We start from the raw sequence: 22698 nt of genomic DNA on the forward strand, positions 1-22698 counted from the left end.
ATCAGATAATCACGATACATTCAAAATTTGATATCTGTCGAACCGATCGAACCTATCGATGAAGTTCTGGATTTCCGTGACCTTGTCCGACGTCCAGCTCACCTCCTCACGGAGGGTCGGTTTTTCCACGTTCCTGCCGGGAAATCGGCTAGAACGGGAGTCCACGCTGAACCCCACCGCTTCAGCGGTGGTTAGCTCAAAGGAAGGATTAGACAGGTATTCCTCTTGTACCGTGCTGCAGTATCGACCTCCTCCACGCCCATCGGAGCAGGAATGATATCAACCTGGATATCAATCGGCCTGCTCTACCTGTAGATGTGTGTAGAGCCAGTCTGGTTGTCCTCGATGTATTCCCAGTCATATTCGACGCCCAATCCCGGTCCATCAGGCACCGAGACAGAGCCATCCGAGTCGACGGTGTCGAGCATGTCGGAATAACCGTCCTGATAGACCGGCGGCTGGGTGTTCTGGCAGTCGGGGTGAACCAGCGCGAGTTCGTAGTAGTTGGCGTTCCGCGTCGCCGCAATACAATGACGTTGTGCCGGTCCTGGCGCGTGGAATTCGACGTCCAGCCCGAACCCCTCGGCGACATGGACAATCTTCATCGCGCCGGTGATGCCAGCGTCGTACTCGGGGTCTGCTCGCACGAAATCCGTCGCCTCGTTTACGACGAAATCGGTGTGCGGTTCCAGCCCGCGGACGTGTTCGGTCTGGAGAAGCGGTGTGTCGAGTTTCTCGGCGAGTTTTCGATGGCTGTGCTGGGAGATGCCGCCGTCGCGGTAGGGATCTTCGTACCAGAAGAACTCCTGGGCATCACAGGCGCGCCCAACTGCTAACGCGTCGGCAAATGTCTCATATTCGCAGGCCGGGTCCATCATCAGGTCCATCCGGTCGCCGACGCGCTCGCCGACCGCATGCACCGTCTCGATTTCCCGGTCGATATCTCGGGCAGCGTCACTACCGCTCCAGGGATGAATTTTGAAGCCTCTATACCCCATGCTAGCGCATTCTTCGGCGAAGTCGGCATACGCTTCAGGTGAGTCGAGCCCGCCGCTCGGGTCTGCACTGTATGTCGATGCATATGCAGGGATACGTTTGCGGTAGGTGCCGAGCAGTTCGTGAATCGGGGCGTCGTAGTAGGTGCCGGCGAGGTCCCAGAGTGCAATATCGATCGGGCCGATCCCCATGCGGTCGTACTTGCGGAGTGCGCGCTTGATTTCGCTCCAGTGGCGCTCGCGCTGCAGCGGATTCTTCCCGACCAGGTAGTCGGCGAACATGTTGAGCTGGGCAGCCCCCGGCGAATTTCCGCCCACGTACTCTCCCGTTATGTCGATGTCCGTTTCAATTCGGACTCCGTATGCAGTCCGATCGAGGGTGTTACCTGGGTCGTAGCGGAGATTAAATCCATTTTCGTCGGTGCCGACGTTCTCGACCGGGTAGCTGAACTCGATACTTTCGATGCGGGTAATGGTCGGTGGCATGCAGGGGATACCATTACAGACCGGATAAACATTGACAAATGATAACAATCCTAGGCGTACTTGCGGTAGCGTGACGAACGAGACGGCATGGGGGATCTCACCTTCGAATGGATGGTGCCGACGTTTCCAGGCAAAGGCGTCCACAGGGACGCTCCACTGTACGAGCAGCTCGACTGGCATCGTACGAAAGGGGGAATAGTACTCGCCGAGCAACTCGGCTATGACGGATTCTGGGCACCGGACCACTTCACACTCGGTGTCGACGAGGCAGAGCTCGAGGTATGGACGGTATTGAGCACGATTGCAGGCATGACCGAAACCGGAGCTCTCGGCCCGCTCGTCAGTGCTGTCCTTTACCGCAACCCGGCGCTGCTCGGGAAGATGGCGACGACGCTCGACGTCACGAGCGATGGACGAGCGGTCCTCGGCATTGGAGCGGGGTGGCACGAAGAGGAACATCGGGCGTACGGCTACGAGTTCCCACCCATCGACGAACGCATCGAACGTCTCGACGAGGCGATTCGGCTTATAAAGGCGATGTGGAACGATACTCCAGCCTCCTTCGAGGGCGACTACTACCAGATCGATGCGGTAACGAACAATCCACCGCCTGTTCAGGACCCCCATCCGCCAATTCTCATCGGTGGCGGCGGCCCGGAAATGCTCCGACTCGTCGCTCGGCACGCCGACGTTTGGAACGTCGAAATCACGGCGCGGAACCGTGGCCCGCCGACCGAGGAGAAAATCGAACACCTCGAGCGGTACCTCGAAGCCGAGGGTCGTTCCCCAGACGACGTCGAGTACTCGTGGCTCGGGCACTGTCTCATCGCCGACTCCGAACGGCGCGTGGAGGAACTGCTCGACCGTATCCTCCCCATACCGAGCGCGTCACCCGACCAGGAGTTCGAATTGACGACCGCGGACGAGGCCCGCGAACGCGGTGACTACTTCATCGGAACGCCTGCGGAGGTCGCCGAACAGATCGAAGCTGTTGCGGATATGGGTTTCGAGCGGTTCCAGCTTATGTTCGTGGATTATCCCTCACTCGACGGTCTGGGACTGTTCGCTGACGAAGTGATGACGGAGATGTAACTCTCGTCACAAGGGTGGCGCTCTCACCGGCGCCCTAAAAAAGATCCCGACGAGCCGTCAGGATGGAGTAGTCGTTGTCTGTTCGGTCGTCGTCGTCATCCCATCGCCGAAGAACTCTTGCAGGTACTGCTCGGCGTTCTCCTGCGTAACCTGACGCCCCTCGATCGGGATGAAATCCGGCAGGTCCCCACCTTGAACTGCCGTTCGTCCGGCTTCGATGGATCGGAACACCATCTCTTCCGGAAGTTGTGCGATGGTTCCGTGGTACTGGTTGTCCGGGAACGTCTCGACCCACGCTTCGGAGCCGTCGATGCCGGTGATGGGCACGTCGCCCCTGCCGGCGTTACCGAGCGCACGGAATGCGCCGAGGGCCATCAAGTCGTTCTGCGCGTAGACACCGTCGATATCGTCGCCGAAGCGGGTGATGAAGTCTTCCATGGTCGAGAGTGCTGCAGACGTCTGGAACTCGCCGGTCTGGCTTCCGAGCAGTTCCATGTTGTCGTTTTCGTCGAGCGTCTGCTGAAGTCCCTCCGCCCGGTCGTTGGTCACGCTTGCACCCTGTGTCCCCTGCAGTTCGACGATGCTGTACGTGTCTTGGTCGGCCCGCTGTTGCATGAAGTCCAACAGGAGCGAACTGGAGCGTTGGCCGAGTTGGACGTTCTGGGAGGCGACGTAGGTCGCTACTTCCCCTTGCGCGACGTTCCGGTCGATGGTTACGACCGGGATATCTGCGTCGTTGGCCTGCTCGATCGCTGGCACGATTCCTTCTGCCGTGATCGGCGAGACCATGATGAAGTCGACGTCGTTCGTGATGGCCGTCTCCAGATCGGAAACTTGCTTGGACTGAGAGTTCTGGCCATCGAGGAACGACCCGTTGAGATTCTGATTCTGTGTCGCTTCTTCGAACGCGTTCTGCATTCGCACGAAGAACGTGAACTCGAGCGACGGCACGGAGAGCACGGTCTGGAGCGTTTGCTGGTCCTCCGGTGTCGTAGTCGTTTCCTGCGCCTGCACACCGGCAGTTCCGATGGCTAGGGTTCCTCCGAGCAGTGCGCTGCGTTTCAAGAACGTGCGTCGACGTGTTTTCCCCCTCATACCCATTCACAGTACATCATCGGCCATTATATCGTTTAGTGGAAAATACGCCACGTGCAGCTAATAGAGACAGAGTTCTTCGACGGTAATTTCAGCCCGCGATAGTGTGTGGGTACACTGTGAGACTGCGTTCGGGCCTGGAACTCTATCACTTGCGGCCAATCACGTTCGCGAGTACTGCAATCATCAAGACAATACCTTGCGCAACGAGTTGGCCCGCCGGGTCGACGCCGAGAAGATTGAGTCCGTTCGAGAGGACGCCCAGAATGAGCACGCCGACGAGCGTTCCGATCATGTTACCACTGCCACCGAACAGGTTCGCTCCGCCGAGGATGACAGCCGCAATCGGTGGGAGGAGCAAGTTGTTCCCCATCGTCGGGATGGCACTCCCGATACGGCCGAGCATGACGATGCCGGCGATAACAGTGAGACCGGCCGAAATCACGAGCACACCCATACGGATTAGTCGTACGTTGACACCCATCCGCTCGGCTGCTTCCCGATCACCGCCGACCGCGTAAATGTACAGTCCCAGTCGAGTCCTCGAAAGTATCAGCTGTGAGATCACGAGCAGGACGAGGAACGTCAGCGCGATGTTCGGGAATCCGAAGGTCGAGCCACTACCGAGCCACATCAGGGATTCCGGCAACCCGATGATAGGGCGGTTTTCCGAAACGATCAGTCCGAGACCGTCTGCGAGAAACAGCATCGCCAATGTGGTCATGAACGAAGGAGCCTCGAATCGGCTCGTAATGTACCCGGAGACGCCACCGAGTGCCAACGCAGCCCCGAAGCCAGCGATGACGGCGACGACGACCGGCATCTCGCCGCCGACGAGAGACCCGGTAGCGAGCGCAGCGATGAGCAATCCCGTAAACTCCATCATCTGTGCAATACTCAGGTCGATCTCGGCACAGAGGATGGGAAACGTACTGGCGATAGCGAGAATGCCGATAATCGATACCTGCCGCAGTATGTTCAACTGATTGCGATACGAGAGGAACCGGTCAGTCATCAATGCGAACAGGACGTAGAGCCCGACGAGCCCGAGGATCGGTCCATACCGACCGAGGGCTCGTAGCGTCGTGCCGTCGAGATCGAATTGGAGACCAGTCCGCGTTCGGGACCCCATATGCCAAACTTTGGCACGCTCCGAGTGGTGTTATAGATTGGCCGTTTTGCCCGCGCCTGCCTCGCCGGATTTTTCCAGTTCACTCACGCTTCGGAACCGGAACGAAGAGCTAAGCGACCGGCACGACTATCGTTAGCACATGGATGACAGCGCGGTGGTCGAGATGGAAGGAATCACGAAGTCGTTCGGAAGCGTCGTCGCTCTCCAGTCCGTGGACTTCACGCTTCGCGACGGCGAGATACACGGGCTCGTAGGGGACAACGGTGCTGGTAAATCGACGCTCATCAAATGTCTTGCCGGTGTTCTCACTCCGGACGAGGGCACGATTCGCGTCAGAGGCCGGACTGTCACTATCGACAATCCCCGGGTCGCAAAGAGCCTCGGAATCGAAACGGCGTTTCAGGATCTCGCGCTCGCGGGCAACCTCACTGTTACGCAGAACATTTTCCTCGGGCGTGAGCGAGTCCGCGGTTTCCGCGGTCTCTTCGGCGTCCTGGACAAGCGACAAATGCGCGCCCGCGCCGAGGAACTGCTCGCCGATCTCGAAATCGGCGTCGATCCGGACGCTCTGGTCAGGGACCTCTCCGGCGGTGAACGACAGCTCGTCTCCATCTCCCGGACGCTCCTCTCCGACCCCGACGTTATCATCATGGACGAACCAACCAGTGCGCTATCTGTCGAGGGTGCCAAACGGGTTCTCGACCTGATAGAACAGCTCCGACAGCAAGGTATCTCGATCATCGTCATCTCTCACAATATCGAGTACACGCAACGCATCGCCGACCGTATCAAGGTGCTCTACAACGGGATGGACGCCGGCGACATATCTGCTGACGGTGTCACTCGCGACGACATCGTCGCCCGGATGGTCAGTGGCCGACCGGAGTCGGAATCCGCGTCCAGCCAGTCGACGGCGTGACAGCCCCCATCACGACTCGAACGAATCCACCAGCGTTTCGACGGCCCGGCTAAAGATCGGCGCGTCTACACCGATCGCGACGTACTGCGCGCCGGCTTCCCTCCACCGCTCGGCCATCGCCACGTCGTCGGCGTACGTCCCGACGACGATATCGGCATCGTCTGCCCGCTCGCACACCTCGGCCATCAGATCTTCGACGCGGTCGTCGTCGACTTCTCCCGGGATACCGAGGGATTGCGAGAGATCGTAGGGGCCGAGAAAGAGAACGTCGATGCCGTCGATGGCCATGATATCGTCGAGGTTCTCGATACCGCGTTCGCCTTCGATGTGAACGATGACGGCCGTCTCCTCGTTCTGTATCTCCGTGTACTGTGGGCCGCCGTCGTAGGCTCCCGCGCGGACGTAGGGGGATAACCCTCGCTCGCCCGTCGGTGCGAACCTGGCGGCGTTCACCGCTTGCTCGGCGTCCGTCTTCGTTTCGACCTGCGGAACTTCGACGCCGGCGGCCCCGATGTCGAGTGCACGCTGGATTTCCGCCTCGGTGTTCGAGCGGACGCGGACGACCGGACTCGCCCCGCCGCGTTCGACCGCCGTACAAAGGCCGAGACACGTCTCGGCCGTCAGCGGCCCGTGTTCCTGGTCCAGAATGACGAAATCCATACCCGCGTTTCCGATGATCTCTGCGACGATCGGAGAGTCGATCGTCTGGAACGTCCCCACCGTCTCCTCGCCGTTCAGCAGCCGGTGTCGAAGCGTTTTCGACTCCATATCTGCTAATCGTCTCGGTGCATAATGAACGATTATGCTACTTCCCCGGTCGTGCTGCCGTCGTTTCTCTCGCCGCTTGGACAGCACCCTCCATCCGTGTGAACGACATCTATTTATCGAAAAATAGTGTGTGTTCTCACAGCAATGGGGAAGTCAGAATTTCACTTCGAAGATGACACCGTCGTCGTGACGGGCGCGACGTCCGGCATTGGCCGCGAAACGGCGCTCCAGTTCGCCGATGCCGGCGCGACGGTCATCAACGCCGACGTCGAACAGGAGCCGAAAGACGCGGACGTCCCCACACACGAAGCCATCGAGAACGCTGGCGGTACCGCCGAGTATCTCGAGGTGGACGTGACCGACCCGGCGCAGATAGAGGCAGCCGTCGACCATGCCAGAAACTACGGTGGCGTCGACGTCATGGTGAACAACGCCGGTCTCTACATCGAGGGACCGATGCGTGAGATCACGCCGGAGCAGTTCGACCGCATCCACGCCGTCAACGCCAAGGGCGTCTTCTTCGGCTGTCAAGCCGCCGCGAACGACATGATCGAACGCGACGACCCGGGAGTCATCGTCAACACAGCGTCGATTAGCTCGAACCTCGCACAGTTCGACCAGGTCCAGTACGACTCCACGAAGGGTGCTGTTCGAATGATAACCCGTGGAACGGCGCTCGAGTTCGCCGAACACGACATACGGGTCAACGCCGTCGCGCCCGGACAAATCGCGACCGAATTCGCTGAGGGGTGGAGTGACGAAGCAGTCGACGCGGTCGAAAACGAAGAACTCGTCAAGCCGGTCCCGCTCGGCCGAGCGGGCTTCCCGGAGGACGTGGCCGGTGCGATGCTGTTTCTCGCCAGCGACGATGCCGCGTACATCACCGGCGAACTGCTCCACGTCGACGGTGGGTGGCAGATTTTCTAGCCCACCCGTCAGTAGTTCATGTACACCGTCTTGCTGATCGTGTAGAAGTCCAACCCCGCTTCCCCCTGCTCGCGGTAGGTCTCGCTCGACGAAGCTTTCATCCCGCCGAACGGCACGTGTAACTCCAGCCCCGTCGTCTTCTCGTTGACTTTTGCCACGCCGGCCTCGATCTCGTCGACGAACCGATTCGCTTCGGTGAGATCGTCGGTGACGATGCTCGCCGAGAGGCCGTACTCGACGCCGTTAGCGATATCCAGCGCCGTGTCGTAATCAGGGGCTGAAATAACCACGAGAACCGGTCCGAAAATCTCCTCCTGGGCGATTCGCATTTCCGGATCCACGTCGGAGAACACGGTTGGCTCGACGAAGTAGCCGTCCGCGTGGTCGTCATCGTCGAGTCGCGTCCCGCCCGTTTCGAGAGTAGCGCCCTCCGACTCGCCGAGGTCGATGTACTGTAAGGTTCCGTCGAGTTCGCTCTGGCTCACTTGCGGCCCCATCTCTCCGCCTTCGAGGCCGGGACCGATGTCGATATCCTCGGCGTACGCCACGATCCGGTCGAGAAACTCGTCGTGGACGTCCTCGTGGACGATTGCACGGGAGGTCGCCGTACAGGCCTGTCCGGTCACGCCGAATGCACCACCGGCGACGATGTCCACCGCTTCCTCCAGATCGGCGCTCGGCATGACGACTGTCGGGTTCTTCCCGCCCATTTCGAGCTGGATGCGCTTCTGGTCGCTGGCCGCTTGCTCGTACACCGTGTTGCCGACTTTTTGACTCCCGGTGAACGAGACAGCGTCGACAGCCTCGTGAGTGGTGAAGGTCGCTCCGACTTCGCTTCCCGGCCCAGTCACGTAGTTGATGACGCCGTCGGGTAGTCCCGCGTCGTCGAGAGATTCGATCAGTTTTCGCGAGACGTTCGGGGCAAGCGATGCTGGCTTGTATACGACCGCGTTCCCGGCTGCCAGTGCAGGCGCGATTTTCCATGCAGGAATTGCGATCGGATAGTTCCACGGCGTGATGAGTGCAGCCACTCCGAGCGGTTCGTTCACCGTGTACAGGGTTTTCTCCGGACTGCTCGCCGGTTTGACGGTCCCACCAACGTCGCGGGCCTTCGAGGCGTAGTAGTCGAAGATGTCGACGGCTCGTTGCACTTCGCCCGCTGCTTCGCTCCGGACTTTCCCCTCTTCGCGGACGAGGGTGTCGGTCAGTTCGTCTTTCCGTTCTGCGAGTTGCTGGGCCACCGTCGAGAGGATTCGTCCTCGTTCTGGGCTCGGCGTGTTGGCCCATTCTGTTGCTGCCTCATCCGCTGCTTCGACGGCGCGTTCGGCGTCCGCGCTACTGGACTGCTGGAAGTGTCCGATGAGGTCTGATTGGTCGGCTGGGTTCCGGTTCTCGAACGTCTCGCCCGTTTCGGAGCCCATCCATTCTCCATCGATGTAGTTGTGGTACGTCCCCGCCATTCCACGTAGACCAACCGCGTCGAACCTATACACTTTTTCGTCAGTCGGTGATCCGACAGGTACAATCCTGAACTCTCACCGTACCTAGACTGGCGATTTTTACTGCTGGCGTGCTATGCTAGCGCATGAAATACTATCGTCTGCAGGACGGAGCACAGACGCGACTGATCGCCCGTGACGGCGACCGGTTGGTCGACTTGACGAGCGTTCGTCCATCGCTCACCTGTTTTGCGGATCTCGCACGGAGCGCGGCCGTCAGCGGACTAGAGATTGATACCATCACGGAACGATACGTCGATGAAGCGTCCCGAGTCGATCCGTCGGTGCTGGCCGCTATGACCGTGCCCGTCGAGGCGGAGGAAGTCTGGGCGGCGGGCGTTACCTACCGAATCAGCGAGCAGGCACGTGAAGCCGAAAGCGGACTGCCGGAGATATACCTGGACGTCTACGACGCCGAGCGACCGGAACTGTTCTTCAAAGCCACGCCGAGTCGAACAGTCGGTCCCGGTGACGAAGTCGGAATCCGGGACGACTCCAACTGGAACGTCCCCGAACCGGAACTCGGTATAGTACTGTATCAGGGCGAAATCGTGGGGTACACGGTCGGCAACGATATGAGCAGCCGCGCCATCGAGGGGCAAAATCCGCTCTATCTCCCACAGGCCAAAGTGTACGACCGTTGTTGCGCGCTCGGACCCTGCATCGTCTCGCAAACGTCGCTGGACGACCCACACGACCTCGCGATGTCGATGCGAATCGTCCGCGACGACGACGTGGTGTACGAAGGCGAAACGTCGACGGCCGAGATGGTCCGGACCTGTGAGGAGCTCGTCTCCTATTTCACCCGTCACAACGCCGTTCCGGAAGTGGCAGTGTTGTTGACGGGGACGTCACTCGTCCCAGACGAAGAGTTCACACTCCGAGAGGACGACGAACTCGCGCTCACAGTCGAATCGATCGGAACGCTCGACAACACCGTCACCGTGGTCTGACGTCCGGCTCTGGCGCTACGGTCGGACCGTCTCGACACCAGCCGTTTCCCCTACCTTCCCGGTCGGGACCTGCTGCTGGCAGCTCAGAGGTGGAGCCGTTCGAAGGTACGGTATGTGAAGTACTCGCGGTCTCGGTCGGAGAGGAACGTGGCCTCGTCGAGCCAGGAGAGACACTCCTCGTAGGTGGCCCAGTCGTCCATCCACGGGTAGTCCGAGCCGACCATCAACCGCTCCGGACCGAACCACGACAACAGGTTCCTGACGTATGGGTGCATGTCCCGGTACGGCCAGTCCTCGGACGAGGAGCGCGGCAGGGAACTCACCTTCACGTAGACGTTGTTGTGGTCGGCGAGATTTTCGAAATCGGCCCACGGCCGTTCGCCTGGATCGGTGTTCTCGTCAGGCCACGCCATGTGGTCGACGACGAGTGAAACGTCCGGATGTGTCCCTGCTAGTCGTCCGATCATCGATAGCTGTGGCGCCTTCGGAAAGAGGAACACGCAGGTGTCTTGAGCGGCAGCTTCCTTCCAGACGGGAGCTAACCGGTCGTCGAGTATCCAGTCCGCGTCTGCGGTGATCTCTGATGGGGTTTCGTAGTCGAGGGCGGCGTGCATTCTCACCCCCAGCATCCGGTCATGTCCGACGACGCGGCGGACCGCCGAGCGAACCGTTTCCGGGTCGGACTGAAAGAAATCCATGAGGCCAACTCCGTACAGCCGGTCCGGATGTGCTTCGATGCTGCGCATCGTGTACTCGTTGGCCCGCCGCCCCCGTCCGTACAGTGGCGTCGTTACGACGACGCTCTCGTCGACGCCGACGCGGTCCATGTCCGCGATGAGGTCGGCGTGCGTGTACGCGCCGTCCCATCCCGGCGGTAGGAGGGGTCGCGTCCAGGGAAGTTCTGCGGTGTCTGGCCCCCATGCGTGCGTATGTGTGTCAATTAGTGGCATGGTCGGACAGTGTACGGCATGCATCACCTAAACGATATCGTGCGGTGCTGGTATTCTCACCACGACGTGATTTCCACGTCCCGGAGGGGGCGTTCGAGCGGAATCGACACCTGCCCGCCGACGTAATGTGACAGGTAGAACGCAACGATGATTTCGAGCGACCACGCCGCTTCCTCGCCAGTCGACCGATTCTCGGCGTCCTCGTCCAGGAGCGCCTGTACGTGACGAGCGGCGTTCGGAAACGCCTCGCGGTAGTCGTCGTCCCACGTCCACGCTCCGTCGATGTCAGTCAACTCCCGCTCGACGTGATTGCCGTCCTCGAGCCGCCAGTATCGCCACTCGCCATCGTCGTTGTTCAGATAGAGTTTCCCTTCGGAGCCGACGAACTGCATCGTCATCGAGGACATCGCTCGTGGTATCGTACAATCGACGGTGACGAACGTTCCATCGTCGAGGACGACGAACCCGCCGCCGCCGGCGTCGTCGACCGTGCGATCGGCATCGAGCGACTCGACGGCCTCGTTCTCACCGCTGATGTATCCGGCTACCGATGCCGCACGTGCATCCAGCAGATACACGAGCGTGTCCAACAAATGCGTCGCGTTACGGAGCAGTTCCATCCGAAATTGGGTGCTCACCGCTCGAACGTCACCGAGAATTCCCTCCGTCTGGACGAGGTGGCGAAGTTGCTGAAGCTTGTCGGTAAACCTGAACGAATGGTTTACAACGAGTTCCGTATCGGTCTCGTCACAGACGGTGATCATCTCTTCGGCGTCAGTGACACACGACGCGATCGGTTTCTCGCACCAGACGACGTCGGGATCGGCGGATGACCGGACGGCGTCGACGACGTGGTCGTGGTGCAGCAGCGTCGGTGTACAGACCGACACTACGTCGAGGTCTTCGGTGGCCAGCATCGCGTCGTGGCTGTCGTATCGCTGGTCCGCTGGAATCTCCCACGCGTCGCCGAACCGCGTCAGTTTCGCCTCGTCGACGTCGGCGATAGCGACGAGGTCGATATCGTCGGTCGCTTCGTATCCGCCTGCGTGACTCGCCCGGACCTTCTTCTGGCCGATATCTTCCTCGGGGTGCATCCCGAGGATTCCCATCCCGGCGATACCGCCCGCGCCGATGATACCTGCCCTGTATGTCATCGTCAGTCGTAGACGTGGACGGTACCAGTCTGGTTGTCCTCGATGTACTCCCAGTCGTACTCGACCCCCAGTCCAGGCCCATCGGGGACGGGGACGGTGCCGTCTCGATCGACGGTGTCGAGCAGATCCGAGTAGTCCCCCTGATAGACCGGTGGCTGAGTGTTCTGGCAGTCGGGGTGAACCAGCGCGAGTTCGTAGTAGTTGGCGTTCCGCGTCGCCGCGATGCAGTGGCGTTGTGCCGGCCCCGGCGCGTGAAACTCGACGTCGAGTCCGAACCCCTCGGCAACGTTGGCTACCTTCATCGCGCCGGTGATGCCAGCGTCGTACTCGGGGTCCGCCCGGACGAAATCCGTCGCCTCGTTCGCGACGAAGTCCGTGTGCGGTTCCAGCCCGCGGACGTGTTCGGTCTGGAGAAGCGGTGTCTCCAATCGTTCCCGTAGCTTGCGGTGACCGTGCTGGGAGATGCCGCCGTCGCGGTAGGGATCTTCGTACCAGAAGAACTCTTGGGCATCACAGGCGCGCCCGACTGTCAGGGCGTCGGCGAACGTCTCGTACTCGCAGGCCGGATCCATCATGAGATCCATCCGGTCGCCGACGCGCTCGCCAACCGCATGCACCGTCTCGATTTCTCGGTCGATGTCTCGGGCAGCGTCGCCACCTCCCCAACCGTGAATCTTGAACCCGGGGTAGCCCATGTCGGCACACTCCTCGGCGAAGTCGGCGTACGCTTCCGGCGAGTCCAGCCCGCCGTTATCGTCGCCATGATAGGTCGATGCATAGGCGGGAATGCGGTCGCGGTAGGTGCCGAGCAGTTCGTGAATCGGGGCGTCGTAGTAGTTGCCGGCGAGGTCCCAGAGCGCGATGTCGACGGGACCAATCCCCATGCGGTCGTACTTGCGGAGTGCGCGCTTGATTTCGCTCCAGTGGCGCTCGCGCTGCAGCGGATTCTTCCCGACGAGGTAGTCGGCGAACATGTTGAGCTGGGCCGCCCCCGGCGAGTTCCCCCCCACGTACTCCCCCGTTACGCCTTCGTCCGTCTCCACTCGAACCGCGTACAACCGACGCTGGGTCGTCGTGCCGGGTTCGTACACGAGGTTGAACCCGTTTTCGTCGGTTCCGACGTCCTCTAACGGATAGCTGAATTCCCGACTCTCTATCCGAGTGATAGTTAGTGCCATGGCAATGGGACACTATACAGGAGCATAAAACCACCACCCACCTCTGGAGCGTGAGCCGTCGAATCACCGGCTTGAACGCGCTGAAACGGCGGTGTGACGCTGCAATCTCGAGACGCCTCTGGAGCTACTCCCGTCGCCGAAGTCGAACACGTCCTCACGTCGAGGAAACGCACGACCGGTCTCATCTCTGAGTTCGATTACGGGACTCGTTTCGCTGTCAAGTACGGGACGGGACGATACCGGGTTCTGAAAGCACCAGTCGGTCGCCGATGGAAGCAACGTCGATCACCCGTGGATACTGGTACGACGCGGCGTGTTCGTGCAACACCTTCGGGTCAGCGGTCACACCCCGCCACATATCGTAGTGAGACGGCAACAGTCGGTCGAGTCGCAGTGCGTTCGCGGCTTCGATAACCTGGTTCTCGTCCATATACCATCGCGTCGTCCGTGTCTCGTCGTCGTCCGGATAATAGATGGCGCCCACGGTGCCGAACGCCAGTACACCGAGATCGATGTCGAACTCCGCCCCGATGTCGTGAAACGTGTCTGCTGGTCTGCTATCCCCTGCGTGGAAGAACGTACCCGCGTCGTGTTCGACGACGTACGTGACGGGTTCGATGGCGTCCGGGTCGTTTGCGCCACGAACGTGAACGGTGAAATCACCGACAGTGACCGACTCACCGTCGGCGACGACTGCCCTCCGTTCGTCGGCCACTTCGAGGTCGCCGTCGTAATTCGGTCTGTCGTAGGCCGCCTGTGGTGCATACAACATCCCCTCGTCGGCGTTCACGAGCGGGGCATACGACGGCGGATGCATGTGGTCGATGTGCTCGTGGGTGACGAACACAGCGTCACAGAGCGTCGCATCCGCCGGATCCATCGGCACCGGTATCATACGAACGATGTTCGGCGGGTCACCGTCGGCAAAGTACGGGTCGATGTACAGCGTCGTTTCGGCCGACCGAACGACGAATCCATTGCAGCCGAGATACCACACCGAAACTCCGTCCGGCTCGCTCCCCTCGACCTCCTCGGTCACGAACCAATCCCCCCAGGTGGCGTGAACCATATCCCCTCTCACTATAGCCAGAATATAAACTGTTCCCCGGCTTCGGGCCACCTATTGTTCGTTCTGCCAGATGAAGGCGAAGCGAATCCCAGTACGGAATCACGTTTGCGAGACGGGCGACGTTCTCGCCACGAACTCGTTCAACAACGTCTTCGTCTGCCTGTTCACCGACGCCAGTGAAGTCGCCCTACGGACCTTCCCCGCCACGTTCGCGGAATGCCGTATCACCGTCTCGTGCCCACGTAACGTTCGCCGCATCGTCGCCGTGGTGTTCATCCGGAGTAATTGACGCTCGGGTTTTTGCAGTTGCGGCCCGATTACGGTCACATGATTTACCAGCATTTCGGTGAGACAGACGGCTCGTGGGCCGGGAGAACTGCGTCCGAAATCACGAGTCTTGCAGCCGAGAGTGGTTCGATTCTCGTCGTACCGGTCGGAAGCCTCGAACAACACGGAAAGCACTTGCCAGTCGCTACTGACACAATCCTGGTCGATGCCGTCGTTACTGAGAGTGTGAAACGAGTGGCCGGCGATCTTCCCGTGCTTGCCCTTCCACCTGTTTGGACTGGTTACTCGCCTCACCACTTACCGTTCGGCGGCACCATCTCCCTCGACAACGAGACGCTCCTTCACGTCCTTGAGGAGATTGCTGATTCGGCACTGGAAAGTGGCTTCGATGCGCTGCTGTTGGTCAACGGCCACGGGGGGAATAAATCGCTCGTCGATGCTGCAACCAGTGCCATTGGTGTCACGCATCCTGACCACGAAATTCTTGGTCTAACGTACTTCGAGCTCGCTCAGTCGTTCGTCGACGATATCCGAGAGAGTGACTCCGGTGGCATGGCGCACGGAGGCGAGTTCGAGACTTCGCTTCTCATGCATCTTCGCCCCGACCTCGTTCGCGAAGACAGCATCGAGGGCGAATATCCCGATGAACCATACGAACGAGCTTCGGTCGACTTAGTGGAAGGCGGTTCACTATCCGTCTATCGACCGTTTACGGCGTACTCGTCGTCCGGCGTGATTGGGGACCCTGAATTGGCGAGTGCAGAGAAAGGAGCGCAGATTTTCGACCAGCTCTGCGAAGCTCTCGCAGACATCATCCAGGAGATCCACGATCAAACGATAGCCAGCACCTAATCCGTCGATTGATTCGGATTCAATCTGTGTCGTTGCCTTGATCGAGCGGTGACTTTGCGTTCTCGTAATCGACAGCAATCGTCTTGATCTGTGAGAGTTGTTCGAGTGAGTACTTCCCTCCGATTCGTCCGTGGCCACTGTTCTTGCCACTGTAACCGCCGAACGGTGTGTGAATCTCCCAGTACGCACTACTATCGTTGACGTTGACGATGCCGGTCTCGATGCGTTCGGTGAAGTAGTGCATCAGTTCGATGTTACTGGTGAAGACGCTGGACGTGAGTCCAAGCTCGATTCCGTTGGCGATTGCTATCGCTTCGTCATACCTTTCGAACGAGATGATTGGAGCGATCGGCCCGAACGATTCTTCCCAGTTTACCGCCATCTCGGTTGTTACGTTGTCGAGAACGGTCGGCTGGTAGTATCGATCCGTCGGCATGTTCTCTGCACGGCTCCCCCCAGCAACGACTGTCGCACCCTGTTCTTTCGCGTCGGCGATATGACGGTCCATCTTGTCGGCGACAGCATCGTTGTTGAGCGGGCCGAGGTCCGTTCCCTCAGCCATCGGGTCATCGAGTGACAACTGCTGTGCGTGGTCGGCAAGCCGAGAAACAAATTCGTCGTGGACATCCTCATGGACGAGAATGCGCTCGCTCGCGGAACAGATCTGGCCGGCATTGCTGAAACACCCGAAGGACGTGCATTCGACCGCCGCATCAAGATCAGCGTCATCGAGAACAATGACAGGGCCGTTCCCCCCGAGTTCGAGGAGAGTCGGTTTCGTTCCGGCATCCCTCGCAATCGCTTCGCCCGTCTCGGGACTCCCCGTAAATCCAATTACATCAGTGCCGTCGTTGACGACGAGTTCGTTCCCGACAACCGGCCCCTCGCCAGTAACTAGGTTGAGTGCGCCGTCAGGCAGTGACGTGTCCGAAAACGCTTCGAGTAGTCGAGTTGCGACGACTGAGGTGGTTGGCGCTGGCACCCAGACGACACTGTTCCCGGCGGCGAGGCCGGGCGCGAGATACTCAGCCGGAATGTTCAACGGGTAATTCCACGGCGTGATGACGCCAAGAACACCGTGAGGTTTTCGGATAGTGTAGATATGTTTTCCAGCGTCTTCCGACGGGATGACCTCTGTTTCGTCGCGCTTGACGTCCTCGGCTGCGTTCCGGAACTCCTTCGCACAGAGGTCGACCTCGACTCTCGCCTCGGCGAGCGGCTTTCCCTGGTCTTTCGTCAGCCATTCAGCCAACCGATCGCTGTTCGCATCGATGGCGTCGGCAAGTTCGTGACAGAGTTCGGCGCGTTCGAACGCTGTCATGAATTCGAGCTCTGGCTGGATATCTCGTGCCGCGTCAATCGCTCGTTGTGCGTCTGTTCGCGTCCCAGCGGGCATCTCACCGAGGGTGTCTCCTGTTGCCGGATTCGTGACAGCGAACGTTTCGTTGCTCTCACTATCAGTCGGTTCGCCGGCAATGTACATCGGAAACGACGCCGGTTCATCCCCCATCTCGGTCGCTGATCCACTCCCCCAATCTGTCATGGTTCACGTTATCATCGCCCACGATTGTGCATAAGTCCTCTGGAGCGATCGACCACGCTCTTCGACCCAATCACGACTTTGCAGGGCGAAACGCTGCCGTGAACGGTGGGTGGGTTGCTAAGACGGCGGTCGTCCGCTTCGGAGGATGTCGGCCACCGCCGCTTTGTCAGTCTGGTCTGGATCGACGGTTGCGACGAGCTGCCCACGATACATCACAGCGATGCGGTCCGCGAGACTGAACACGTCCTCCAAGTTGTGACTCACGACGATCTGGGTATGCCCCTCCTCTTTCAACCGATGCATCGTCTCGTGGACTAACTCGGTCCCTGCGACGGACAAGGCACTCGTCGGTTCGTCAAGAATGAGCACCTCTGGATCGAACAGCAGCGACCGTCCCACTGCGACGAGTTGGCGCTGGCCGCCGGACAGAAATGCCACCTCAGTCGTCGGTCGGATGTCCTGCTGGAGAAACTTCAGGATCTCGGTTGTATCATCGTACGTCTGGCTCCAGTCGATAACGTCAACCGGGCCAACACCGAGCCGTGTCGGAAACTTCCCCATGTGGATGTTCGTCGCGATGTCGAGATCGTCCATCAATGCGAGATCCTGATAGACCGTCTCGATACCGCGCTTGCGGGCGTCGTTCGGATTCGAAAACTGTACCGGTTCTCCTTCGAAGATGACGCGACCGGTCGTCGGCCGATGGACGCCCGAGAGAACGTTCATCAGCGTCGACTTCCCTGCCCCGTTGTCACCAACGAGGGCGAGGATTTCGTTCTCGTAAACCGGCAGCGTCACGTCTTCGACGGCGATCACTCGTCCGAACTGTTTCGTGACGTTTTCGAAGCGGGCTTTCTCGGACGGACCGTCTCGAGCGTCCACCGCAGCTGTCTCGAGATTATCGTCCGTAGTCACGTGGCTCCACCTGCTGTGAGAGAATGCGTTCGCGCAGCCGACGCCGCGAGCTGTACACCAAAATCGCGCCAAGGAGCACGAGGCCGTTCACCAGCGTTACCTGCTCGGGTGGCGTTCCGCTGATGTTCAGGGCGGCCTGGATGACTCCGAGAAGCAGTACACCGCCAAGTGCGCCCGTGACCTTTCCACGACCGCCAAAGAGACTCACGCCACCGATGACCGCGGCCGCGAACGCCGGGAAGACGAGTTCGTCACCGATCGTCGGCGGGACGACGCTGATGAAGCCAGTGAGCATCAGACCACCAGCAGCGGAGAGCACGCCGCTGATACCGTACACCGCGATTATCATCCGTTCGGTGTTGATACCGACCGCACGCGCCGCCTCCTTATCGCTCCCGACTGCGTAGATCGCCTGTCCGAACGAGGTGTACTTCATTACTAGCCCGACGAGGACGAACGTGAGGACGAGCAGACCGACCGAAATTTCGGCTGAATTCCCGATTTCGACGTACCCCTCCGGTAATCCCGTGACGGTAATCGTACTCAAGCTGAGCTTCGCGCCTTGAAGGATGATCAGGAACGCAAGCGTCTGTAGGAATGGGTTGATGCCCACTTTCCCGACCATCACGCCGTTCACGAGTCCGACAGCCAACCCGATCGAGAGAATGACGAGAACACCGACGAACGGATCTGAAACGAGGGCCCACTTGTTCGCCGAGACGATGAGCCCCGCCAACATCGCGGAGAACCCGGCGATAGAGCCGACGGAGAGATCGAAGTGCCCCGAAATGAGACAGACGGCTTCCGCGAGTGCAACGAACCCAAGTCCGACCGACCCGTGGAGAATGAATTCGAACGACCGCAGGTTCGTAAACGTCCGGGGGACAACCAGCCAGATAGCCAGCGACATCAACAGCAGAATCGGCCAAATCATGTTCTCGAGCATCCGTAGCAGGAACTCGTCGATATCGACCGACCGTCTGATGGCGTCGACAGTGCTCATGGATGTGAATATCCGGCTAGGAGGGAACGTCACTCGACAGACGCGTCGGGCCCCCAGATGTTCCCCCACAGATACGGTGCATCAGCGTTTTCCTCGGTGATCTCGACGTGACTCGTGACGAACTGGCGATGGTTCAACGCTCGACCGACCGTGGCGGGTGACCAGATCGGTGCCTGCCAGAGTTCGACGCCTCGATGCTGAGCAGGTTCGATACTGATCGTCTCGCCACCACCATTACTCGCAGTCGTCGTTGCGTTCGTAGGCGTCGTGGTCTGGTTACCTGTTTCAGCAACGGGCTCTTTCGTCGAGGTCACGGTCGACCCTTCCGACGGGAGCGCTGATTCCCCTTCGTTGACGTACCGTTCCAAGTACGCCAATGCAAGCGGGCCGTAGAAGTAGTTCGGCTGGTCGACGGCGCCGTCGATGAATCCCTCCATGATCATTTCGTGTGTGTTCTGCGACCCGTCTAGTTGCGTCATCACGATGTGGTCGTCCTGTCCACGAGGGGCAGCCAAGTCCATCTCCTGGAGTGCCGAGAGGGCTCCAAGACTCATCAGGAAGTTCGCCGAGTAGATAGCGTCCGGTGGTTGGTTAGCATTGATCCACTCCTGCGTGCGCTGTTTGGACGTCGAACGCACCCAGTCGCCGACAACCGTATCAGCGACAGTGACATCGTCAGTTTGCTCGATAAGGTTCACAAACGGCTCGTGTCGTAAGCGAGCGATGTCGCGTCCCGGTGGTGCACGAACTTCGAGAACCTGGTATTGGTCTTGGTCCGGCTTCTGCTGTCGGAGATTTTCGACGAGCATCTCACCGGCGCGGCGTGCCGCCGCTTCGTCGTCCCACGAGAAGTGCATCTTGTCGGCACCAGTGGCAGCGTCGATATCCACCGTGAACACTGGAACACCAGCGTTAGTTGCTTCTTCGACGACTGATGCAATCGCCTGGGAGTTGAACGGAATTAGGACGATACCGTCGAAATCCTGGTTGACCATCTGGCGGATGTCCGAGATCTGCTTCTGGCTTTCTCCGCCGGTGGTAAACAGGTTGTAGTCGAATCCTTGGTCTTCTGCGTAGAATCGTGTTGCTTCGACAACTGCAGTCACCCACGCTCCGGACGTGAAGTGTGTCGAAAGGCCAACTGTGAGTGTGTCGTCCTGGCTCGTGTACCCTGACAGTCCTGTCATTCCCAGAGCGGTCGCACCGCCAACGCCTTTCAGATACGAGCGTCGGTCCAAATACGCCCCCTCTTTGTTTTGCGATACCATACAACACGGACTACCATCTGTATCGTGCTAATAGTTAACTATTATAAATGAACAATTTGGGAGGTAGTTCAAACAAACTCAAACTGAGATATTCTTCTTGCCGACCCTGTAAACAGGTGGAACAATACCAATCGCTCTGTCGACCGCTGTACCTGTTCGTCGTCTGAACCCGTCGCTGCCAGCGATATTACAACTCCGGTGTTCTCGTCGTCCCAACTACTTCCACAACCCCTGTAGGACGGGAAAAGATTACGTCGTTTCGACACGGGTGCGGAGAATTGCTCCTCCTGTCGGCGTTACGTTGGCGAAGTTGCAGATGAAGACGTCGCCCTGTTGGTGGTCAGCCGTCTGGAATACGACGTCCGATGGAAACACGAGGCCATCGTCATCTTCTGATCCTAAACACGGTCTTTCCCCTTTTTGTTTTCAGAACGAGAGCGAAGTGACTGAGTAGTCCTGTATCCGCAACCGCAACTCGTCACGCATCGAGACTCCGGTTGCTATCCCGTTCTATGGTACTGCCTCGGCACACTCCAAAAGGTCGTCCTCAAACTGCCACATATATAGTCGGTCTGCGTTGGCGAGCATGTCGAAGATTGCAGTCTGCATCCCGCTATACGGATTCTCGATATCGACGTTCGTATCAACGTCCTCAGCGCCCACATCCGTGTACTCGCGCTTGAGAACGTGCGTCTTTGCGAAGTACTTCTCCAGTGCGGTGAAGTATCCTTGTTCGACCAAGAAGCCACCCTGATCGTGTTCGCTTACGCCAACGATGTAGTCGGTATAGTCGGCGAGCAGTCGGAACTTGAGATAGGTGTTCACCCACTCGCTACGAATATCGACCATCAGGAAAGCATAGGCGTCTGCACGTCGGTTGAGACGGTCTTTGACAAGATGAAGGCGATAGATTTCGGGTTGTCCGTAGCTCCCGAGAACGAAGTAAGCGCTCTCAGTCGTGAATATTGGCGATAGTTCTGCAATACTTTGCTTGAGCGCTTCATATTCCTCCGGCGTGAGCGATGTTTCGTGGAGATACTCCTCAGCTCTCTCTATTATTTCCTCCCTCGCTGGTCCCGTTTTCTTCATTGTCTTCACGCTCACAACCGCACAATTTTAATGTAGCGGCTGCTTCGGTTACCACATCGTATTCGACCGATTCGCATTTCGGCGAAACGCTTTTGGACGTACTCCACGAATACTCCTGTATGAGCAAGCCTGATAACGCGTCAACCGATCTCGACCGTGTTCGCAAACGCTTGAACACCGTCACCCAGGAGACACGGTTTGCACTCATTCAGGACATCCTCGGACATCCGGCCCAACTCCCGACGCTCAAAGAGCTCGACTACGTCAACCCCAGCAAGAGCCAGACGACGATTCGCCAGCATCTCCAGCAACTCATCGACGTCGGTATCGTCGAAGAGGTCGTACTTCCGAAAGACCGACGACAAAACGACCGCCCATACAAGTTCTACGGACTCAGTGAGGACGGACACGCATTCCTCGACGACCACGGCCTACTGCGCGCCGAAGAAACGCTGCAAGACATCTATGCCCGCGTGGAGAAGACCGACACTATAGAGCGCTATCAAGCCGCGCCACGCCCCCAGTAATGAGCGACCGCTGTAAAGTGATGGTCAGCACTCCCCCGAAATGAGAGGGATGTATTTTGAGTCCCTCTCAGCCATTCGTTTGTCGCCGCTGAGGGGCTGTCTGCATACCTACGGTTCAGTGTACTTCGTCTTGTTCGATGACGATCTCATTGACCAGAGTGACACGGCCGCGGTTTCAGCGACCACCATGACGGATGTCTACAGAGTTATCAGCAAGGCGGTACAACGGAGTTATATTAGTGGGGGGTTGTACGCTTAGGCGTGAGCTTCACTAGCGACCTAGGAGTAGTGGCTGACCCCGTCTGGGACGCTATCCTAGAGCATCCAATCGTCGAAGAACTGGGAGACGGAACACTTGACCGGGAGCCGTTCAAATACTGGGTCAGACAGGACTACGTCTACCTGGTCGACTACGCACGGGTGTTCGCCTACGGTGCGACGAAGGCTCCCGACCTCGAACGCATGGGAACGTTCGCCGAACTCCTCGATTCGACAATCAACACCGAGATGGATCTACACCGCGAATACGCGGCTGAGTTCAGCATCTCGGAGGCTGAGCTGGAGCGGACCGAACCGTCGCCCACTACGAGAGGGTACACTGACTTCCTCGTTCGCGTCGCATCGACGGGGACGTTCGGCGACCTTGTAGCTGCGCTCCTGCCCTGCATGTGGGGCTTCAACGAGACCGGAAAGCGACTTGCAGACCGAGGGTTGCCCGAAGACGACCGATACGCCACGTGGATCGAGATGTACGCGGGCGAGGAGTTCACAGAACTGACAACGTGGTGTCTAGATCTGATGGACGATGTTGCTGCGGACAGCAACGAGGCCGAGCGCGAGCGTTTTCAAAACCTGTTTCGGACGTCGGCACGCTACGAATATCGCTTCTGGGACGCCGCCTGGCGACAGGAGGAGTGGTCAATATAACCCAGAGTGAGAACGATACGGCGAGTGTCCCAGATACCTTCGAGAAGTACGCTGAAACAAGCGAATGAG

The 22698-nt window shown here is 59.1% G+C and carries 21 protein-coding genes; 7 read left to right on the forward strand and 14 right to left on the reverse strand.

The window, feature by feature from the left end:
* Window positions 1-305: 305 nt before the first annotated feature.
* The gene (locus tag ACTF4R_RS17260) at window positions 306-1481 is read right to left on the reverse strand and encodes an enolase C-terminal domain-like protein (protein WP_440009118.1); all 1176 of its coding nucleotides are present in this window, start codon (window positions 1479-1481) and stop codon (window positions 306-308) included.
* An 87-nt stretch (window positions 1482-1568) separates the two neighbouring features.
* Here ACTF4R_RS17260 and ACTF4R_RS17265 point away from each other — a divergent pair, with 87 nt between their 5' ends.
* Window positions 1569-2573, forward strand: a complete 1005-nt coding sequence (locus ACTF4R_RS17265; RefSeq protein WP_440009120.1) for an LLM class flavin-dependent oxidoreductase — start codon at window positions 1569-1571, stop codon at window positions 2571-2573.
* A gap of 57 nt (window positions 2574-2630) precedes the next feature.
* Here ACTF4R_RS17265 and ACTF4R_RS17270 read toward each other — a convergent pair whose 3' ends face one another.
* A complete protein-coding gene (locus ACTF4R_RS17270) occupies window positions 2631-3668 on the reverse strand; it encodes a substrate-binding domain-containing protein (protein ID WP_440009122.1) in 1038 nt (345 codons plus the stop codon).
* Between the two features lie 148 nt (window positions 3669-3816).
* Window positions 3817-4800, reverse strand: coding sequence for an ABC transporter permease (locus tag ACTF4R_RS17275; RefSeq protein ID WP_440009124.1), 984 nt, complete (start codon window positions 4798-4800; stop codon window positions 3817-3819).
* 139 nt (window positions 4801-4939) lie between these two features.
* On the opposite strand from ACTF4R_RS17275, the gene ACTF4R_RS17280 reads away from it, so the two are divergent.
* Window positions 4940-5719 carry an ATP-binding cassette domain-containing protein gene (locus ACTF4R_RS17280; RefSeq protein ID WP_440009126.1) on the forward strand — a complete coding sequence of 260 codons (780 nt, stop codon included), beginning with the start codon at window positions 4940-4942 and terminating at the stop codon, window positions 5717-5719.
* 9 nt (window positions 5720-5728) lie between these two features.
* On the opposite strand, the gene ACTF4R_RS17285 is transcribed toward ACTF4R_RS17280, so the two are convergent.
* The gene (locus ACTF4R_RS17285; RefSeq protein WP_440009128.1) at window positions 5729-6487 is read right to left on the reverse strand and encodes an HpcH/HpaI aldolase family protein; all 759 of its coding nucleotides are present in this window, start codon (window positions 6485-6487) and stop codon (window positions 5729-5731) included.
* Window positions 6488-6631: 144 nt separating this feature from the next.
* On the opposite strand from ACTF4R_RS17285, the gene ACTF4R_RS17290 reads away from it, so the two are divergent.
* Window positions 6632-7414 (forward strand): SDR family NAD(P)-dependent oxidoreductase, encoded by a 783-nt coding sequence (locus tag ACTF4R_RS17290; RefSeq protein ID WP_440009130.1) that lies wholly within the window; start codon window positions 6632-6634, stop codon window positions 7412-7414.
* 8 nt (window positions 7415-7422) lie between these two features.
* Here ACTF4R_RS17290 and xacF read toward each other — a convergent pair whose 3' ends face one another.
* Window positions 7423-8874, reverse strand: coding sequence for a 2,5-dioxovalerate dehydrogenase (gene xacF / locus ACTF4R_RS17295; RefSeq protein ID WP_440009132.1), 1452 nt, complete (start codon window positions 8872-8874; stop codon window positions 7423-7425).
* Between the two features lie 125 nt (window positions 8875-8999).
* On the opposite strand from xacF, the gene ACTF4R_RS17300 reads away from it, so the two are divergent.
* Window positions 9000-9866 (forward strand): fumarylacetoacetate hydrolase family protein, encoded by an 867-nt coding sequence (locus ACTF4R_RS17300; protein ID WP_440009134.1) that lies wholly within the window; start codon window positions 9000-9002, stop codon window positions 9864-9866.
* 83 nt (window positions 9867-9949) lie between these two features.
* Here the strand turns inward: ACTF4R_RS17300 and ACTF4R_RS17305 are convergent, their stop codons facing one another.
* From ACTF4R_RS17305 to ACTF4R_RS17320, 4 genes are all read right to left on the reverse strand, one after another.
* Entirely contained in the window at window positions 9950-10816 is an 867-nt protein-coding gene (locus ACTF4R_RS17305; RefSeq protein ID WP_440009136.1) for an amidohydrolase family protein, read from the reverse strand.
* Window positions 10817-10872: 56 nt separating this feature from the next.
* On the reverse strand, window positions 10873-11970 hold the full coding sequence (locus ACTF4R_RS17310) for a Gfo/Idh/MocA family protein (protein WP_440009137.1): 1098 nt from the start codon (window positions 11968-11970) through the stop codon (window positions 10873-10875).
* Window positions 11971-11972: 2 nt separating this feature from the next.
* Complete coding sequence (locus tag ACTF4R_RS17315; RefSeq protein WP_440009138.1) at window positions 11973-13148, reverse strand: mandelate racemase family protein; 1176 nt, start codon at window positions 13146-13148, stop codon at window positions 11973-11975.
* A 217-nt stretch (window positions 13149-13365) separates the two neighbouring features.
* Window positions 13366-14217 (reverse strand): MBL fold metallo-hydrolase, encoded by an 852-nt coding sequence (locus ACTF4R_RS17320; RefSeq protein ID WP_440009139.1) that lies wholly within the window; start codon window positions 14215-14217, stop codon window positions 13366-13368.
* Between the two features lie 327 nt (window positions 14218-14544).
* Here ACTF4R_RS17320 and ACTF4R_RS17325 point away from each other — a divergent pair, with 327 nt between their 5' ends.
* Window positions 14545-15357 carry a creatininase family protein gene (locus ACTF4R_RS17325; protein WP_440009140.1) on the forward strand — a complete coding sequence of 271 codons (813 nt, stop codon included), beginning with the start codon at window positions 14545-14547 and terminating at the stop codon, window positions 15355-15357.
* A 19-nt stretch (window positions 15358-15376) separates the two neighbouring features.
* On the opposite strand, the gene ACTF4R_RS17330 is transcribed toward ACTF4R_RS17325, so the two are convergent.
* The 5 genes from ACTF4R_RS17330 to ACTF4R_RS17350 all read right to left on the reverse strand — a co-directional run bounded on the left by ACTF4R_RS17330 (window position 15377) and on the right by ACTF4R_RS17350 (window position 21175).
* Window positions 15377-16900, reverse strand: a complete 1524-nt coding sequence (locus ACTF4R_RS17330) for an aldehyde dehydrogenase family protein (RefSeq protein ID WP_440009142.1) — start codon at window positions 16898-16900, stop codon at window positions 15377-15379.
* Between the two features lie 117 nt (window positions 16901-17017).
* Window positions 17018-17815: an ATP-binding cassette domain-containing protein gene (locus ACTF4R_RS17335; protein WP_440009143.1), complete on the reverse strand. Its 798-nt coding sequence runs from the start codon at window positions 17813-17815 to the stop codon at window positions 17018-17020.
* Window positions 17799-18818: an ABC transporter permease gene (locus ACTF4R_RS17340; protein ID WP_433633437.1), complete on the reverse strand. Its 1020-nt coding sequence runs from the start codon at window positions 18816-18818 to the stop codon at window positions 17799-17801. Before ACTF4R_RS17340 ends, ACTF4R_RS17335 begins: the two co-directional genes overlap by 17 nt.
* A gap of 29 nt (window positions 18819-18847) precedes the next feature.
* A complete protein-coding gene (locus ACTF4R_RS17345; protein ID WP_440009144.1) occupies window positions 18848-20086 on the reverse strand; it encodes a sugar ABC transporter substrate-binding protein in 1239 nt (412 codons plus the stop codon).
* A 510-nt stretch (window positions 20087-20596) separates the two neighbouring features.
* Complete coding sequence (locus ACTF4R_RS17350) at window positions 20597-21175, reverse strand: DUF8170 family protein (RefSeq protein ID WP_440009145.1); 579 nt, start codon at window positions 21173-21175, stop codon at window positions 20597-20599.
* Between the two features lie 119 nt (window positions 21176-21294).
* Here ACTF4R_RS17350 and ACTF4R_RS17355 point away from each other — a divergent pair, with 119 nt between their 5' ends.
* Entirely contained in the window at window positions 21295-21702 is a 408-nt protein-coding gene (locus tag ACTF4R_RS17355) for a helix-turn-helix domain-containing protein (protein ID WP_440009146.1), read from the forward strand.
* Between the two features lie 261 nt (window positions 21703-21963).
* Window positions 21964-22629 (forward strand): thiaminase II, encoded by a 666-nt coding sequence (gene tenA / locus ACTF4R_RS17360; RefSeq protein WP_440009147.1) that lies wholly within the window; start codon window positions 21964-21966, stop codon window positions 22627-22629.
* The last annotated feature ends 69 nt before the right edge of the window (window positions 22630-22698 follow it).

The sequence above is a fragment of the Halomicrococcus pelagicus genome (genome assembly GCF_051917725.1).
Taxonomy (GTDB): domain Archaea; phylum Halobacteriota; class Halobacteria; order Halobacteriales; family Haladaptataceae; genus Halomicrococcus.